The organism is Acinetobacter larvae (assembly GCF_001704115.1).
In the GTDB taxonomy this organism is placed as follows: domain Bacteria; phylum Pseudomonadota; class Gammaproteobacteria; order Pseudomonadales; family Moraxellaceae; genus Acinetobacter; species Acinetobacter larvae.
The window spans coordinates 1,376,377-1,391,468 of record NZ_CP016895.1 but is presented as its reverse complement, the minus strand read 5'-3'; the positions used below and the strand labels follow the sequence as shown (position 1 = coordinate 1,391,468).

At 42.5% G+C, this 15,092-nt stretch carries 15 protein-coding genes and 1 pseudogene; all 16 read right to left on the bottom strand.

Features of this window, described 5'->3' with window-relative positions; all coding sequences use genetic code 11:
- Window positions 1-7: 7 nt before the first annotated feature.
- Entirely contained in the window at window positions 8-1,117 is a 1,110-nt protein-coding gene (locus tag BFG52_RS06135; RefSeq protein ID WP_407639236.1) for an enoyl-CoA hydratase/isomerase family protein, read from the bottom strand.
- 8 nt (window positions 1,118-1,125) lie between these two features.
- Complete coding sequence (gene ung / locus BFG52_RS06130; RefSeq protein WP_067553629.1) at window positions 1,126-1,839, bottom strand: uracil-DNA glycosylase; 714 nt, start codon at window positions 1,837-1,839, stop codon at window positions 1,126-1,128.
- A 67-nt stretch (window positions 1,840-1,906) separates the two neighbouring features.
- Window positions 1,907-2,503 (bottom strand): 6-pyruvoyl trahydropterin synthase family protein, encoded by a 597-nt coding sequence (locus BFG52_RS06125; protein WP_067553627.1) that lies wholly within the window; start codon window positions 2,501-2,503, stop codon window positions 1,907-1,909.
- Between the two features lie 197 nt (window positions 2,504-2,700).
- On the bottom strand, window positions 2,701-3,666 hold the full coding sequence (gene gspK / locus BFG52_RS06120) for a type II secretion system minor pseudopilin GspK (protein WP_067553625.1): 966 nt from the start codon (window positions 3,664-3,666) through the stop codon (window positions 2,701-2,703).
- 236 nt (window positions 3,667-3,902) lie between these two features.
- Window positions 3,903-4,580 carry a type II secretion system minor pseudopilin GspJ gene (gspJ, locus tag BFG52_RS06115; RefSeq protein ID WP_323807461.1) on the bottom strand — a complete coding sequence of 226 codons (678 nt, stop codon included), beginning with the start codon at window positions 4,578-4,580 and terminating at the stop codon, window positions 3,903-3,905.
- A gap of 139 nt (window positions 4,581-4,719) precedes the next feature.
- Window positions 4,720-5,079, bottom strand: a pseudogene (gene gspI, locus BFG52_RS06110) (type II secretion system minor pseudopilin GspI); the annotation flags it as partial.
- Between the two features lie 40 nt (window positions 5,080-5,119).
- Window positions 5,120-5,734: a type II secretion system protein gene (locus BFG52_RS06105; RefSeq protein ID WP_067553620.1), complete on the bottom strand. Its 615-nt coding sequence runs from the start codon at window positions 5,732-5,734 to the stop codon at window positions 5,120-5,122.
- A 3-nt stretch (window positions 5,735-5,737) separates the two neighbouring features.
- Window positions 5,738-6,355, bottom strand: a complete 618-nt coding sequence (locus BFG52_RS06100) for a TetR/AcrR family transcriptional regulator (protein WP_067553618.1) — start codon at window positions 6,353-6,355, stop codon at window positions 5,738-5,740.
- A gap of 39 nt (window positions 6,356-6,394) precedes the next feature.
- Complete coding sequence (locus tag BFG52_RS06095; protein ID WP_067553616.1) at window positions 6,395-7,168, bottom strand: TatD family hydrolase; 774 nt, start codon at window positions 7,166-7,168, stop codon at window positions 6,395-6,397.
- A gap of 429 nt (window positions 7,169-7,597) precedes the next feature.
- Complete coding sequence (locus BFG52_RS06090) at window positions 7,598-8,599, bottom strand: DNA polymerase III subunit delta' (RefSeq protein ID WP_067553614.1); 1,002 nt, start codon at window positions 8,597-8,599, stop codon at window positions 7,598-7,600.
- A 97-nt stretch (window positions 8,600-8,696) separates the two neighbouring features.
- Entirely contained in the window at window positions 8,697-9,458 is a 762-nt protein-coding gene (gene kdsB, locus BFG52_RS06085; RefSeq protein ID WP_067553612.1) for a 3-deoxy-manno-octulosonate cytidylyltransferase, read from the bottom strand.
- A 14-nt stretch (window positions 9,459-9,472) separates the two neighbouring features.
- The gene (gene lpxK / locus BFG52_RS06080; RefSeq protein WP_067553610.1) at window positions 9,473-10,489 is read right to left on the bottom strand and encodes a tetraacyldisaccharide 4'-kinase; all 1,017 of its coding nucleotides are present in this window, start codon (window positions 10,487-10,489) and stop codon (window positions 9,473-9,475) included.
- Between the two features lie 3 nt (window positions 10,490-10,492).
- Entirely contained in the window at window positions 10,493-12,223 is a 1,731-nt protein-coding gene (gene msbA / locus BFG52_RS06075; RefSeq protein ID WP_067553608.1) for a lipid A export permease/ATP-binding protein MsbA, read from the bottom strand.
- Between the two features lie 461 nt (window positions 12,224-12,684).
- Window positions 12,685-13,578 (bottom strand): ParB/RepB/Spo0J family partition protein, encoded by an 894-nt coding sequence (locus BFG52_RS06070; RefSeq protein WP_067553606.1) that lies wholly within the window; start codon window positions 13,576-13,578, stop codon window positions 12,685-12,687.
- Between the two features lie 3 nt (window positions 13,579-13,581).
- Complete coding sequence (locus BFG52_RS06065; protein WP_067553605.1) at window positions 13,582-14,355, bottom strand: ParA family protein; 774 nt, start codon at window positions 14,353-14,355, stop codon at window positions 13,582-13,584.
- A 91-nt stretch (window positions 14,356-14,446) separates the two neighbouring features.
- Window positions 14,447-15,079 (bottom strand): 16S rRNA (guanine(527)-N(7))-methyltransferase RsmG, encoded by a 633-nt coding sequence (gene rsmG, locus BFG52_RS06060; protein WP_067553604.1) that lies wholly within the window; start codon window positions 15,077-15,079, stop codon window positions 14,447-14,449.
- Between the last annotated feature and the right edge of the window lie 13 nt (window positions 15,080-15,092).

Sequence of the window (15,092 nt, the reverse complement as noted above, 5' to 3'; positions counted from 1 at the left end):
ACTGCTTTTAGATCAATTGATGCTGGCGCAATAGATCATTCCAACTTTCAATGCTGGTCACTGGGGGATGATCTCCCAGAATCCCTTTGAGCGTCATATTGGGAACTGTTTGCCATTGCGGCGATAAGTCTTTATCGACCAAGCGTGCACGCACCCCTTCGACAAAGTCTGGGTGGCGAATTTTCCAATTTGAAATTTGAGTTTCCAAATCAAATACCTCACGCCATGGGTGTACTTGACGCCCCCACTGCCATAATAACCATGTAATGGCAGCAGTGCTGGGTGAGCCCTTTTGTAGATTTTCGCTGGCTTGACGTAACCAATCACTACGCGCATCGCGTAAATCTAAGATTGCTTCATAGTCTTGTTCAAAATTTTGACCGCGACAAACACTATGTATGACATCCAAAGAATTTTGTAATGGTCCTGGTGGCACAGGGCGATGTAAAGCATTTAAGGTGTCATCTAATGCTCTAAAATCACCTGCTGGATAATGATCCCAATCGATATCCAATAACTTTTGCAATACCACATCACGCTGCGCATCACAAATATGTGTTGCCCAACCAATTCCATAGGCACCCGCAGCAGTCATAATGGACCCGGTTAATCCCGTAAATAGACCAATCGGACCACGATCTGCCAAGAACCGACTAGCTCCCACATCTGGATAAAGACCAATATTGACTTCAGGCATTGCTAAACGAGAATAAGGAGTGACCAAACGGAAAGGTGCAGCCATAAACAGACCTAAACCGCCCCCCATCACATAGCCCTCACCCCAAACCACTATAGGCTTGGCGTAATTATGCAGCAGTAAATCTAAGGCATATTCTTGTTCAAAAAAGCGATTTGCTGTATCTGCCTCTTGGTTAATCACCAATTGGCGTAGTTTACGCACATCACCACCCGCACAAAATGCTTTAGGGGTGGTTGAATCTAGCCAAATTGCTTTGACTGAATCATCGTCATGATAATCCTGAAAAAGCTTAAGCAAAGCGGAAACAATAGACTCATCCAGTGCGTGCAGGGACTTAGGTCGATTTAAACGAATTACTCGCCAGCCATTCTTGGCTTCTTCAATCACTAAATCCTGATGATATTGTTGAGTGTTCATTGTATTGATCATAAGTCCAACTGCCAATCAATTGGCTCAATGCCATATTGTTTAAGATAAATATTTGTTTTTGAGAATGCCTTACAGCCGAAGAAGCCACCACGATTGGCAGCCAATGGTGATGGATGTGCTGCTTTTAAAATGAGATGCCGCTCGGGATCAATTTTCTGACCTTTACGCTGAGCATAAGCACCCCACAAAATAAAAACTACATGCTCACAATGCTGGTTAATCAATGCAATCACAGCATCGGTAAAATCTTCCCAACCTTGTTTTTGATGCGAGGTAGGTTGACCCGCTTCTACCGTAAGCACACTATTGAGCAACAAAACCCCTTGTTGTGCCCAAGCACTTAAATCGCCATGTTTGGCAGGTACCACACCCAGATCATTGTGTAATTCATGATAAATATTGCGTAATGATGGCGGTAAGGCAACACCACGCTGTACAGAAAAACTCAATCCATGGGCTTGGTTGGGACCGTGATAGGGATCTTGCCCAATAATAACCACTTTGACATGAGGCAAAGGCGTGGTATTTAAGGCGTTAAAAATCAAGTTACTCGGCGGATAAATCGTTCTATCTTCTGCTTTTTGTTGCCGCAAGAACTGCCGCAAATGATCCATCTTGGCGCTTAGCAAAAAATCAGCCAATGGTAACTTCCAGCTATCATCTAACCGAACCTGACTCAACTTCAACTGTTCCTGTTCAGTTAATTGCATAGTTGTTCACACCTTAATCCTTTATATGTCTTGTTTGCACCAGAACCATGCTCTCGTTCAAACGAAATTAAATGTCTACTTGTAAATCTACAGTAGGATTTTCAAATTTGATTCCTTGCTGTAACTTATGATACATCTGCGAATCAGCCCATTCTGCCTTGATCTGTTCAGAGAATATGATCTGGTCTAATGCCAAAACCCCCATCTGTTGGTTTTCAATATCCTCTAAAAAGCTTTGTGCATATCCAGTATCTGTTTCATGCACAATCACCGAATATACATCGACATCCCCCTCACCATTTTGTGTGACGGTTGCTTGTAAAATCTGCTGTACCAAGAAAAAAAAGATACGTGAAAACTGTTCAGCCGATGGAGATACCGGCAAACTGACCCAACGCGCACTAAACGTTTTGCACGCATCGATATAAGCAGGATCATCATTTTGCCAAAAGCAAATTGCATGATCAAAACTATCAATTAAATCTTTGATCACACCTTTTAATAGACCAAAATCATATACCATTTGACCATGATCTAACTTATTGGCTTTGAGCAACAGCTCGACTTTGTAGCTGTGCCCATGTATAGATCGCTTACAACGATCAGACGTACAATTGCGAACAATATGTGCGTTTTCAAATTTAAATAATTTACGAATTAACATGTGCCAAATACATCAACAAAGCGTTAAGAAAATCGATTATAAAACAAAAATCTTCGCCTGAGCGTAAAATTTAATAGTTCTATGCGTCCGAGCCTAGGCAAGCATAACATTGAATCTAAGTGTTATTTATTGCACTATCCAAGGTGATTGACACCCTAATGACTAGCATAACTGAGCAATATAAAAATACAAGTCAATCACATCGGTCTGGGTAATGCTGAAATTTGACGAGCATAAACATGGGTTTGCTGTCCTTTTCGCATTAAAGTGCTATATAAATAACGTTGCCGCTGATCGAATTGCAACATAACCTGCGTTTGGAAAAAGTTGGATTTTACATCAAATAGCGCTGCTGCCAGTGTTTTTGCTTCAGGACTAAGTTGTTGAAATGCCGATTGTTGCCATAACTCATCGACACTTTTGAAATGTTTTAGATTGGCTTTCATCGATTGCTGCATCTGCTCAATTTGATCGACATTTAACTTTTCATCTAAACTCGCCAAGAGCACTGCCGATGCCGTATTAATATTTATTTTTTGATCTTGCACAGGTAAAGCAGTGACATAAGGCGCAATTAATGCATAACGCTCTCCCTCAAAACCACGCACCAAACGCAATTGCTCAACCTGAATAAAAGCATGATTCGCCGCAAGATAGGGCTGACTTAAGCCACGATAATATGCGTTCTCGGCTCCCATTGCACCTGAGCTTTCATCATCGGCATCTTGCCAGTCGATAACCGCCTGACTTAAACTCGCAGGAAGACCGACACGCTGCAATAACTGTTCGAAAATCTTAAGGTTTTCAGCATGTATCATGCCATCTTCTTTTAACAAGCTATTGAGATTAAAGCGACCATTGAGATCTGTGAGTTGTACGCGAATGACTCCGCCCTCTATCGGCATCGGTGCCAAGGGTTGTGCCCAAGTCTGCAACACATGATCTGCGCCATTTTGTTTGCTGCTATTGCGCAACAGCTCTATCGCAAAAGACTCTGCGCTTTTCATATAAGCCAACATTTGATTTTGTCTTTGCAAATCCATGACATTTTCGGCACTTATACGTTGTTGCTTGGCGATCGTTGCTGCCAAAATAGTTGCCAAAGCAACCATCACCAAAATGGTGATCAAGGCAATTCCACGTTGCGACTTTAAATTTGGCATAACAGGTCGACTCTCAACAACAATACTATTTCTACATCAGGTCTAAAGAACTTTTAAAGAACCACAATTTTTGCATAACAACAAATTTTGAATAACAGCAAATTTCGAATAACAGCAAATTTTGAATAACAAAAAAAGTTTAATCATAGCAATCATATCTTTGTCTTGGCTCTCCCAACAAATCCAATCCCTCAGCATTTAAGTTGATGTGTGGCGTGTTGCAGTTTTAATATGAGCTAAGGTTCTTTGTTTGGTTGCTCAACCAAGCTAAAAATCCAAGTATATTCAGTCTCTGCGTAACGGAAATTAAATTTTAAGCCGCGAGGTAAGGCTAGTTGTACACCATGACTATATAAATTAGCCATGCCAGTCGGCCAAGTACTTTGTTCTTCTGGGTTGAGCGCAGTCATCTTGAGATCTTGCACATCACTCAACAGGACACTCGACAATGGCTGTGCTGTTGCCACCCGAGATAAATGACTGTATTTCAATCTATAAAGTTTGCTCTGCTGCGCATCATATTGATATTCAACACGCTCCAAAGGCGGTTTATCTTGTAATAACGGATCACTCACACCACCTTTACTAAACTGTAGCCGTTCAGAGTCTATGATCAGGGCAGATTGTCCTTGTCCTGCAACACTGGCAGGTGCTGCAACGGCTTGGGTTAAGTCACGCTGTATTTGCAAATAAGCTTGTTGTAACTGACTCAGTTGTTGCTCATGCTGCGCATTGCGTTGTTTAGACTGCAACACCATATCGAAGACTTTCCAACCCAAGGCTGCCAGCATGGCAAAAATCGCCAAAGCTACCAACAACTCTAATAAGGTAAAACCTTGCGATTTCACAGAAGTTTGCCTACAAACTTGATGAGAACTGACACTGCGAGTAGATTGCTGAACAGCCTTTTTCACGATCATTCCCTCATACTCAAGGTTGCAAAGACAAAGAATCGTCAGTATCGGTAATCTCGTCGTGCGCATGCGTTGTATCTTCAGAGACATCCGACGGCTCATGCGCATGTGTTGCGTCTTCAGAGGCACCTGACTGTAAATTAAAAAATATCATATTTGCCAAGCCTGACAGCACTTTGGCATCACTGCGATCATAAAGGCTCACGCGCATGTCTATGCGCTGCACATTAGGGCTGATTGTCTTAGATGCTTTTTTATCAATCTGCCACGTTTCACCTTGACTGGTCACTTGTTTAGATTCTTGACCACTCAACCATTGTTGTTGAATTTGCATCAATGCCACTTCATTTTGTGCCACAAACTGTGCTTTGCTCTGTAAAATGGACCGCGCAGTCGCTTGACTATATTGCATACTTATTTTAGTCAGTGCCACTGCAGCTAAGGCAAAAATCGCCAAAGCCGCAACCACTTCAATCAGGGTAAAACCAGCCGGTCGCAGCCTACGCTTTTGCATCGGCATTTTGTGCTGCAGCGATATTTTATTCTGCATCGATATTCCCCATATAATCGACCTGAATCGGTGCAGAGAGCATTTGATTTTTATAATAAAACTGAATATATACCGGCTTCACTTCCCCATTACCAAACCAAATCAACTGAGGCGCTCGGGCATCTAATAAATCTTGATTGCGACCGGTGAGCGGCTGACTGACATCTGTTACAGCACGAATATCGAAACTCACTTGTGTGGGAAGTTGCCGTACTGGCAGATATGCCAGTGGCTGCCAAGGGGGCTGTGCTGCGTTATCTGGACTGCTTTGAGGGCTGTTTATTGTTGCAGCGACGGCTCCACGGTGGGAATTATTTTGCAGCTGCCTCGCCTGATAGGCTAAGACTTGGTATTGAAAAGCTTGTGTTTCATTGGCTGGGCGTACAGCCAATGCATAAACTTGCCCTTGATCATTGGCAAGCCGTGTCATCTGTTTTAAATCGAGAATAAAGAGCTCACGTGCCTGCATGGCACGGCGATGATCAACACTGCGAATGCTCGGAATGGCAATCGCCAGCATAAGCCCCATAATCACTATGACCACCAGAATTTCGACTAGCGTAAAGCCCTGCGATGCGATTGCTCGACGCTGCCTAAACTGCATCGCTTAAGCCGTACTACTCATGGTATTTTGTGATAATTGCGGTAGAGTCAATGCTTGCTCAATCAAGGCGACCCGCAGCGTATCACGCGCACCCAGATAACGCTGATAAAAACTCGAATTGAGAATAGAAGCGCCACCCTGTGTGATCGCCCAAATCGCAGCCAAATAGTCACGTACTGTCATTTCACTGTCTTGTCCAGCCAAATGCTGTTCAGCCATAGGCACAATAATACGTAAACGTTGCTTGCGTATTTGATAGAGCTGATAAAACAAGTCATGTACACCTTGTGCAGTGGTCGACAAACGCTCTTCAATTTGATGAAACAACACGGTACGCTCAGGATGATGTAAATGATGCAACATAAAATATGCAACATGCTCTGGAAAGGTCTTATTTTGCTCCCGCACCATTTCCAGTAACATCTGCTCATTACGAATAATCAGCAACATATACAATTCATCTTTGCTTTGAAAATGTTTATATAGCGTTCCTTTGGCCAAATCTAATTCAGCTGCAAGCGCATCCAAAGTCATTCCTGACTCGCCATTTTCTAATAACAGTTGTTCCGCAACTTGAAATATTAAAGCTTCTCTCGCTCTAAATTGAGCTTGCCGATCCATCTTCATGCAAACACCTGCATCATTAAAACTTCCATTACATCACTGTTGACTAAGGAGATTATCAAAGTTCTGCGTTGTAATTAAAGCTATTTCTTCTAAAGTTTTACCCAAAACATCACTTAATGCTTGCGCAACATAAGGCACATACTTGGGTTCATTGGCTTTGCCACGATAAGGTACAGGCGCCAAATAAGGGCTGTCTGTTTCAATTAAAATACGATCTATGGGCATTTTTTTTGCCACATCACGTAATTGCTGCGCATTTTTAAAAGATACAATACCAGAAAAGGAAATATAATAACCACAGTCAAGCAATGCTTTGGCCATTTCCCAGTCTTCAGTAAAACAATGCAAAATCCCATGGTCCGATTGTTCAGCCCGTATAATCTCTAAAGTATCTTGTGCTGCGGCACGGGTATGAACCACCACGGGTTTCTTTAATATTTTAGATGCTTGAATATGCGCAGCAAATGCTTGTTTTTGTTCTGCAACAAAGTCCGTATTATGATAATAATCTAAGCCTGTTTCCCCTAAAGCCCAGACTTTGGGGTCCGCAGCAAGTCCCTGTAACCGTTCACATGTCACCTGTTGTAATTGCTCACCGGTTTCTGCTGGGTGTACGCCAACACTATAGCCCACATCGGCATGGCGCTGTGCAATCTCGGCGAGAACTTGATGATCTTCCAACGCAACTGAAATCGCCATAAAACGCGATACACCATTGTCTCTAGCCTGTTGTAAAGCGGCATCTAAATCCCCTTGATAAGGTGTTAGATCCAAGAGGTTGAGATGACAATGACTATCTACAAACACAATGTTTTCCTATGGTTAAAACATGACAATATGATAATAATAGAGCAATAGCAGCGAAAACACGCAGCCTCGGAACAATTTGGCTTTAGCCCCCCAACGCTCTAAACACTCTAAACAGCAATGCTCTAGGCTCAAAGCTTTAGACACCAGTGTTCTAGCTATTAAAACTTTGGAGACCAAACCAGCCCACTGCTATGCGGCGCTAGTTTGCGCTGCGATTGATACAACGCGATGACAAACTGTCAAATGCTGTACAAACCAACCTAATCTACGGTGCACTTGGCGCTATTTTTAAATATAAACCTTCACAAGCCAAAGCTTTAAATGCAAATTTTTCAAAGCTTAAAATTTGCAAGATCAAAAACATCAAAGCTTTCAAAATCAAAAACATCCAACTCGCAGCTCAGCCTCACACCAAGCTGCAAATCATCATGTTATAGCGCGCACATGCATTAATTGTACAAACAACTGATCAATAATTAAATTACTTTGCACATTTTGTTGCGATAATTGTTGCGCCTGTTGTAGCTGATCATACAATTCAAATAGTTTTTCTAATTCAAACTGTTGTGCAAGTGCAGTCAAGTCCAAATCGCTATTTTTAGGTGGCTGTTGTAACTTCATTGCAACCAGATCAGCCACAATATAACTCAGCAACTGTAGCATATCCGCCAAAGATAATTCTTTATGCCACTTACTGGCATATTGTAAAGGTGCATTTTTATGCTGCACCAAACGTGTCCAATCTTGCACAAACTCAGCACGCCGCACAAACCATGGCTGCGCCGATAACTCACATGCCAAGAGTGGCATCCCAGATGCCAACTCTAGCAATAATGCCAAGTGTTCTGAGTCAGATACAGCTTCAGCATGTTGCTGTACATAATGCATTGCTTGTGCCGGACTGACACGATCCAAGGCAAAATGCTGTAGACGGCTACGTACCGTTGCTGGCAATTTTGAAAAATGCTCCGCCAACAAAATAATCACAACACGCTCACCAGGTTCTTCCAATGTTTTCAATAAAGCATTGGCAGACGCTATATTTAAAGCTTCAGCAGGCTCAATCAAAACCACCCGCCAGCCATCGACGGTTTGCTGTACAAAAGGCAGTAGTTCACGAATGCTATCAATCTTAATCTTGGCATTGTTATTTTTGCTTGGCTCATCGTCATTGGAGATCCGCACATAATTGGGATGAGTACCAGACTTCAACCATAAGCAACTACTACACTGCCCACATGCCGCAGCTGTCTGTTTTTGTGTACACAGCACCCAGCTCAAAAAACGCTGTGCAAAAGCCGCTTTGGCACAGCCTTTACGACCATAAAACAAAAGCCCATGCCCCAAATGTGGAAAACGTTGTGTTAAGTTTTCCCAAACTGGCTGATGCCATGGATAAGGCTGTGATTGATCCTGTTCAACACTCATAGTTCATACGTATCTTATTGAAAGCCATCTTATTGAAAAAAATCCGATGAAAACTGATCTTGTTGGAAAGCACTCGATTGAAGCATTGCAAATCATGTTATTGAAAACATGTAATGTCCATTGCATTTAGACGATCCAAATCTGCTTGGGTGTCTACACCAGGTGGTAAATTGACTTGGGCAACAGCAATGGCAATGTGCTGACCATTTTCCAGTACACGCAATTGTTCCAAACTTTCCAATTGCTCAAGCTGCCCTGCTGGCCATTGAACAAATTGCTGCAACAGAGCCACGCGATAGGCATAGAGCCCCAAATGACGATAGGCTAAACGCGGTGCCGTGGCGGTGTGTTGCTGCCCGCGCGAGCGATCAAAAGGAATCGCTGCACGACTAAAATACAAAGCACGTTGCTGCTGCGTCATCACCACTTTAACGATGCTATCACGTTGTAATTCTTCCGTTGTATAGATGGGCTCACATAGCGTCGACATACTGCACTCAGGATGATCCTGTAATAGCTGAGCAACTTGTTGCACCAATGCAGCGGGAAGTAATGGTTCATCACCTTGAATATTGACAATAATATCCTCTGCATCCCAGCCCTTAATTTTAGCAACTTCACTTAAGCGATCCGTACCAGATGGATGGTCCGCGCGGGTCAATACCACATCTATCTGCTCTGCACGACAAATCGCCGCAATCCGTTCATCATCTGTCGCCACACAAAGATCATCAAAACCTTGTACTTTCTTGGCTTGATCCACCACACGCAGAACCATGGCTCGACCATGAATTTCCAATAATGCTTTGGCAGGCAAACGGGTACTCGCATAGCGTGCTGGAATGACAATATGTTTCATAAGAAAAACCTTATTTATGCAGAAGGAATATGAATCCCTAATTTTTCAAGCTGTTGATTAAAGAGAGTATAACAAGCTTCAGATAAACACGCCTCAACGGGAACCACCCAAATCTGACGGCGGTAATCAGCTTGGTCTTTAATGAGAGCCCAAATTTTAACCGCGTCTTTTTCTGTGGTAATAATTGGCATATCATCCTCAAACTGCAAGTCATCTAGCTCATAATCATAATGATCTGGAAATTCATGGCATTGAAAACGCTTAATTTGAATGCTTTCCAAGGTATTATAAAAACGCTGCGGATAGCCAATCCCCACCACCGCATAGTAGTCTAGATCGGCATCAAACAATTCACTGCGATCATCCCACGGATTGAGCAAATAAGGCTTTGCAACTTGCAAATGCATATGTAAGTCTGATTGCGGCTCGAAGCCATGCTCAATCACTGTACTTTGCTGTAAACGACTTATTGGCTCACGCAAATAGCCTTCTGGCAATAAGCGCTGGTTGCCTAAGCCTCGATTCTGATCGAGCACAATCCACTCTATTTGTCGCTGTAACGCCCAGTGCTGCAAACCATCATCACTAATAATTAAATCAAGCACATGATCTTGTAAGAGTAATTCAATACTGGCTTGACGATTCGGTCCTACGACCATCGGGACTTCAGTATTTTGGACAATTAAACAAGGCTCATCCCCTACTTGTTGTGGGATAGATGCCAAAGTAACTTTTTTAGGGAAAGGTCCTTGCCCACCATATCCACGGCTAATTACACCAACACGAATATGCTGTTGTTGTAGATATTTGACCAATTGAATTAACAGCGGGGTTTTGCCACTCCCTCCCACGGTAATATTGCCAATCACCATCACTGGGACTGGCGCAACATAGCGCTTTTTTATGCCTTTAAGATAAAGCTGTTTATTGAGCTGAAAAGCGGCAGCATATAAGCAGGATAAAGGGCGCAAAAGTATCAACCATTTCGCTTGTCGATTCCAAGCATCTTGAATTGTTTGCGCCAAGGACATGCTTTATTCCTCAAAATTACGTTGATATAACTGATAATACGCACCTTTTTGCGCCAGTAGCGCTTGGTGTGTACCCTGCTCAACGATCTGTCCTTGATCCATCACCACAATGAGATCGGCATTTTCAATCGTTGATAAACGATGTGCAATCACAATTGTGGTCTTGTTGTGGTCATCCATAGCTGCATCAAAAGCTTTTTGAATAAAATGTTCGGATTCGTTATCCAATGCACTGGTTGCTTCATCTAAAATCAGGATCGGTGCGTCCTTTAAGATGGCACGTGCAATGGCTATACGCTGCCGTTGCCCGCCTGACAAGGACAAACCTTGCGCACCCAATTGGGTATCATATCCTTGTGGTAACTGCATAATAAAATCATGTGCATAAGCCGCTTTCGCCGCTGCAATCACCGCTTCATCAGAAGCTCCTTCCAACTGACCATAAGCAATATTGTCACGCACACTTCGGTTAAACAACACAACCTGTTGATTCACCATAGCAATTTGACTACGCAAACAATTGAGCTCAATTTCACTCAGTGCGATGCCATCTAAATAAATCTGCCCAGATGATAGCTCTTGAAAACGCACCAGCATATTCACCAAAGAACTTTTACCAGCACCGGATCTTCCGACCAAAGCAACGGTCTGCCCAGCTTGGATATCTAGGTTAAAATCACGAATTGCAGCAATATTATTTTTATAGGTCAAGGTTGCTTGATCAAAGCGGATATGACCGTTTAAGGCTGGTTTTTCTGTTCCAGTATTTTTTTCTTCTGGTAAATCGAGTAATTCAAAGACAGAGTGTGCAGCCGCCATACCACGTTGTAATTTTTCATTGATATCGGTCAGGCTTTTGACTGGTTTACCCAATAAACCAGCTGCTGTTAAATAGGCAACAAACTCACCCGCCGTGGTCTCGCCAAAAATCTGCGGCCGCAAAGCAATCCAGATAATAGAAGCCATGGCGATAGAAATAATTAATTGCACAATGGGGCTATTAATATTTTGTACCACTACCATTTTAAGGCTGCGTTTTAAATTTTCTTGGGAAGATTCATAAAATAACTTCTGCTCATGTGCTTCACCAACAAAGCTTTTAACGATGGCTTGACCATTGACACTCTCTTGCACCACATGGTTTACATCGCCCATGGTATCCTGCACTTGCATCGAAAGTTTACGCATCCGTTTGGCTGCTTTACGCACCAATAAGCCGATAATCGGTAAGAAAATAAAAATACACAACGTTAAACGCCAGTTGCTATAAAACAAAAATCCCAGCAAACCGATGGTGATCAAGCCATCTTTGATCAAAACTTGTAGGGATTCTGAGGAAGCCGCCGTCACTTGCTCGACGTTATACATAATTTTGGCAGTAATATGACCCGAGGAATGATCGAGATAATACTGTGAAGGCAAACGCAGTAATTTGGCATAGACTTCTTGACGTAAACTAAAGACTAAACTGCGGTTAATCACTGCGGTAAAGTAGCCACCTAAAAACAACCCTAAACCACGAAAGAAAATTAACAATACAATCAATGCTGGGAATAAATTGAGGTTCTCGCGATTACCCGCTTGAATGGCATCAATAATATATTTCAGTAACCGCGCAACAGAGACTTCTGTCGCGGCATTAATCCCAAAACCGAGTATGATCAGTAAAGCAATACCCCAATAGGGTTTTAGATAGGCAATAAGGCGAAGATAAACCTTAAAATCATTTTTCACTGGCAATAAACCTCAATAGCGACTGCAGTGCAGAGCCGTTGCGTATCTGATAAAAAATGCAGTCTAGCATGCTTATAGGAGGGTTACGTAGTGATTTAGCGATGTGATTGTGCATAAAAAATACAGAGATATCATGCTACATCCTCAACCCTATAGATGACATAGGCATTGTGTCGAGTACATTCTATTTTCGGCACATCTCGCAGCGAGCATTGTAGCAAATCAACTTATTTCAGCAATAGCGAGAATCATCATGCTACACTCGCTATTGCCAGCGTATTCGCTTTGACCGCTTAGCTTTATCTAAAAGCTAAAGCACTCAAGATCTAAAACTTTGTAATGGTAAAAGCTATTGACCCAATGGGTTTATTGCCCGCAATGCTTATGACCTAAACACGAATGAGCACAAACGCTAATTAGCTCAAACACTTATTGATTCAAACGCTTATTGTTTCAAAAACTTACTGACCCTCTAGGCAAATATTAAGAATACCATCGAGCTCATCAAGGGAATGGTAATGAATAACCAGCTTGCCCTTGCCCTGTTTATTATGGTCAATTTTGACCTCAGCACGGAAACGCTCTGACAATTTTTGTGTCAGTTGTTCAATATCTGAACTAGCCTGCGTTTTACTTTTCTGGTTACTCTTCGGTTGTTGCAACTCGCGTACCAATTGCTCGGTTTGACGTACCGATAAGCCTTTGTCGAGTACGGTTTTGACCACCTGTTTTTGGGCATTTGCTGGCAATGTTAAAATTGCACGTGCATGCCCCATATCTAAGGCGCCTTGTTGCAATAAGGTCTTGATATCATCACTTAAACTCAATAAGCGCAACAGATTACTAATGGTGGTACGGGCTTTGCCGACAGTATCTGCAATTTCTTGATGGCTTAAACCAAATTCATCATGAAAGCGTTGTAATGCAAGGGCTTGATCGATGGGGTTTAAGTCCTGACGTTGAATATTTTCAATCAAAGCCAGTGCAATCGCGACCTGATCATTGAGATCGCGCACAATGGCAGGAATTTCAGTTAAACCCGCCAAACGTGCAGCACGCCAACGGCGCTCACCCGCAATAATTTCATAAGGATGCTCAGCATCATCAACCGGTCGAATCACGATCGGCTGCATAATGCCATGCTGAGCAATAGACTCGGCAAGTTCTTTCAGATCATCTTCATCAATAAAACGACGCGGTTGATAGACCCCACGCTTCAATAGATTCACGTCAATTTGTTTTAATTGACCATGGTCAGGAGTTTGTGTGTCTAATTGCAATTTTTCTTTCTGAATCGATCCGAGTAGAGCATCTAAGCCACGACCTTTTGCCAATCCACGCTTTTTAATGGTCATGTATTATGTCCTCTTTAACTTTGCTTTCTTTAAAATCTCGGCAGCCAAATTTAAATAGGCAATGGCGCCTTTGGAGCTCTTCTCAAAATATATAATTGGTAAACCATGCGCTGGCGCTTCTGCCAAACGCACATTACGCGGGACAACGGTATCGTATAATTTACGACCAAAATACTGTTCCAACTCTGCAGAAACATCTCGTGTCAAAGCATTACGTGCATCATACATGGTGCGTAACACCCCTAAAATTTCCAGTTTAGGGTTGAGTGCCTGTTGAATTTTATCAATTGTTTGAGTCAAGTCTGCCAAGCCTTCCAAGGCATAATATTCACACTGCATTGGAATGATCACAGCATCTACCGCAGCCAAAGCATTGACTGTAATCAAGCTTAAGCTCGGCGCACAGTCTACCAAAATATAATCAAATTTCTGAGCAACTTGTTGTAATGCATCGCGGAGAATGTATTCACGCCCATCCTGTTCAGCAATGGCTAATTCAACCCCAGCCAAATCGCGATTGGAACCCAATACTTTATAACCAACTTCGGACTGGGCAATTGCTGTCGCAACATCAACCTCACCTAACAAGACATCGGTAATAGAATGTTGTAGGTCATTTTTTTGAATACCAGACCCCATGGTGGCATTGCCCTGTGAGTCCATATCGACCAACAGAACACGCTTTTTAAGAACGGCTAATGATGCTGCCAGATTGACAGCTGTCGTGGTTTTCCCGACACCGCCTTTTTGATTGGCGATTGCAATAATATGAGCCATGGTTGTATAAATCTCTATTAATAGGTATTAAAATCAAAGTTTTAATGCGTTAAATCTTGAGCATTGAACATGTGTATTATGAGGACAGCGCTCATTTTTGTTTTAGCAATAATAAATGCCGCTGTTCTGGTAAACGCGGAACTTGCAAGGCAATACTGTCACATGACCACTCTGCTGCCAAGCTGGCAATTTCATCACTGGGTAATAGACCTTTCATCGCAGCAATGATGGTATTGGCATGGCTATAAGGCGCTGAAGCCGTGACAAAATCGACCAAAGATGCAAAGGCACGACTGGTGATCACATCAAACTGCCCCAATTGTGCAATACTCTCAGTATTTTCTACTCGCGTCTGCACTGCAATGACATTATCGAGTTTTAAATCAGCAATAAATTGTTTTAAGAATCTGATTTTTTTGCCATTCGAATCTAATAATACACAACTACGCTCAGGTTGACATAAGGCAATCATCATCCCTGGCATGCCACCACCTGTACCAATATCCAATAAACGACCAGCTGGCAGATGTTTGAGTATACTTAAACTGTCCAAGAGATGTTTCACCAACATGTCTTCTGGGTCACGAATAGCGGTTAAATTATAAGCTTTGTTCCACAACAACAAGGCATCTTGATATTGCAACAATTTCTGCAAAACATCGTCGCTCAATTGCAAGCCAAGTTTAGAACTATCTCGCTGAAGCACTTGAAAATACTGATGCATAGTTCAACAACAT

Excerpts from the sequence above, each read along its gene's own strand:
- BFG52_RS06135 (WP_407639236.1), bottom strand. The coding sequence starts at position 1,117 with ATGAACACTCAACAATATCATCAGGATTTAGTGATTGAAGAAGCCAAG.
- ung (WP_067553629.1), bottom strand. The coding sequence starts at position 1,839 with ATGCAATTAACTGAACAGGAACAGTTGAAGTTGAGTCAGGTTCGGTTA.
- BFG52_RS06125 (WP_067553627.1), bottom strand. The coding sequence starts at position 2,503 with ATGTTAATTCGTAAATTATTTAAATTTGAAAACGCACATATTGTTCGC.
- gspK (WP_067553625.1), bottom strand. The coding sequence starts at position 3,666 with ATGCCAAATTTAAAGTCGCAACGTGGAATTGCCTTGATCACCATTTTG.
- BFG52_RS06105 (WP_067553620.1), bottom strand. The coding sequence starts at position 5,734 with ATGCAGTTTAGGCAGCGTCGAGCAATCGCATCGCAGGGCTTTACGCTA.
- BFG52_RS06100 (WP_067553618.1), bottom strand. The coding sequence starts at position 6,355 with ATGGATCGGCAAGCTCAATTTAGAGCGAGAGAAGCTTTAATATTTCAA.
- BFG52_RS06090 (WP_067553614.1), bottom strand. The coding sequence starts at position 8,599 with ATGAGTGTTGAACAGGATCAATCACAGCCTTATCCATGGCATCAGCCA.
- kdsB (WP_067553612.1), bottom strand. The coding sequence starts at position 9,458 with ATGAAACATATTGTCATTCCAGCACGCTATGCGAGTACCCGTTTGCCT.
- lpxK (WP_067553610.1), bottom strand. The coding sequence starts at position 10,489 with ATGTCCTTGGCGCAAACAATTCAAGATGCTTGGAATCGACAAGCGAAA.
- BFG52_RS06070 (WP_067553606.1), bottom strand. The coding sequence starts at position 13,578 with ATGACCATTAAAAAGCGTGGATTGGCAAAAGGTCGTGGCTTAGATGCT.
- BFG52_RS06065 (WP_067553605.1), bottom strand. The coding sequence starts at position 14,355 with ATGGCTCATATTATTGCAATCGCCAATCAAAAAGGCGGTGTCGGGAAA.
- rsmG (WP_067553604.1), bottom strand. The coding sequence starts at position 15,079 with ATGCATCAGTATTTTCAAGTGCTTCAGCGAGATAGTTCTAAACTTGGC.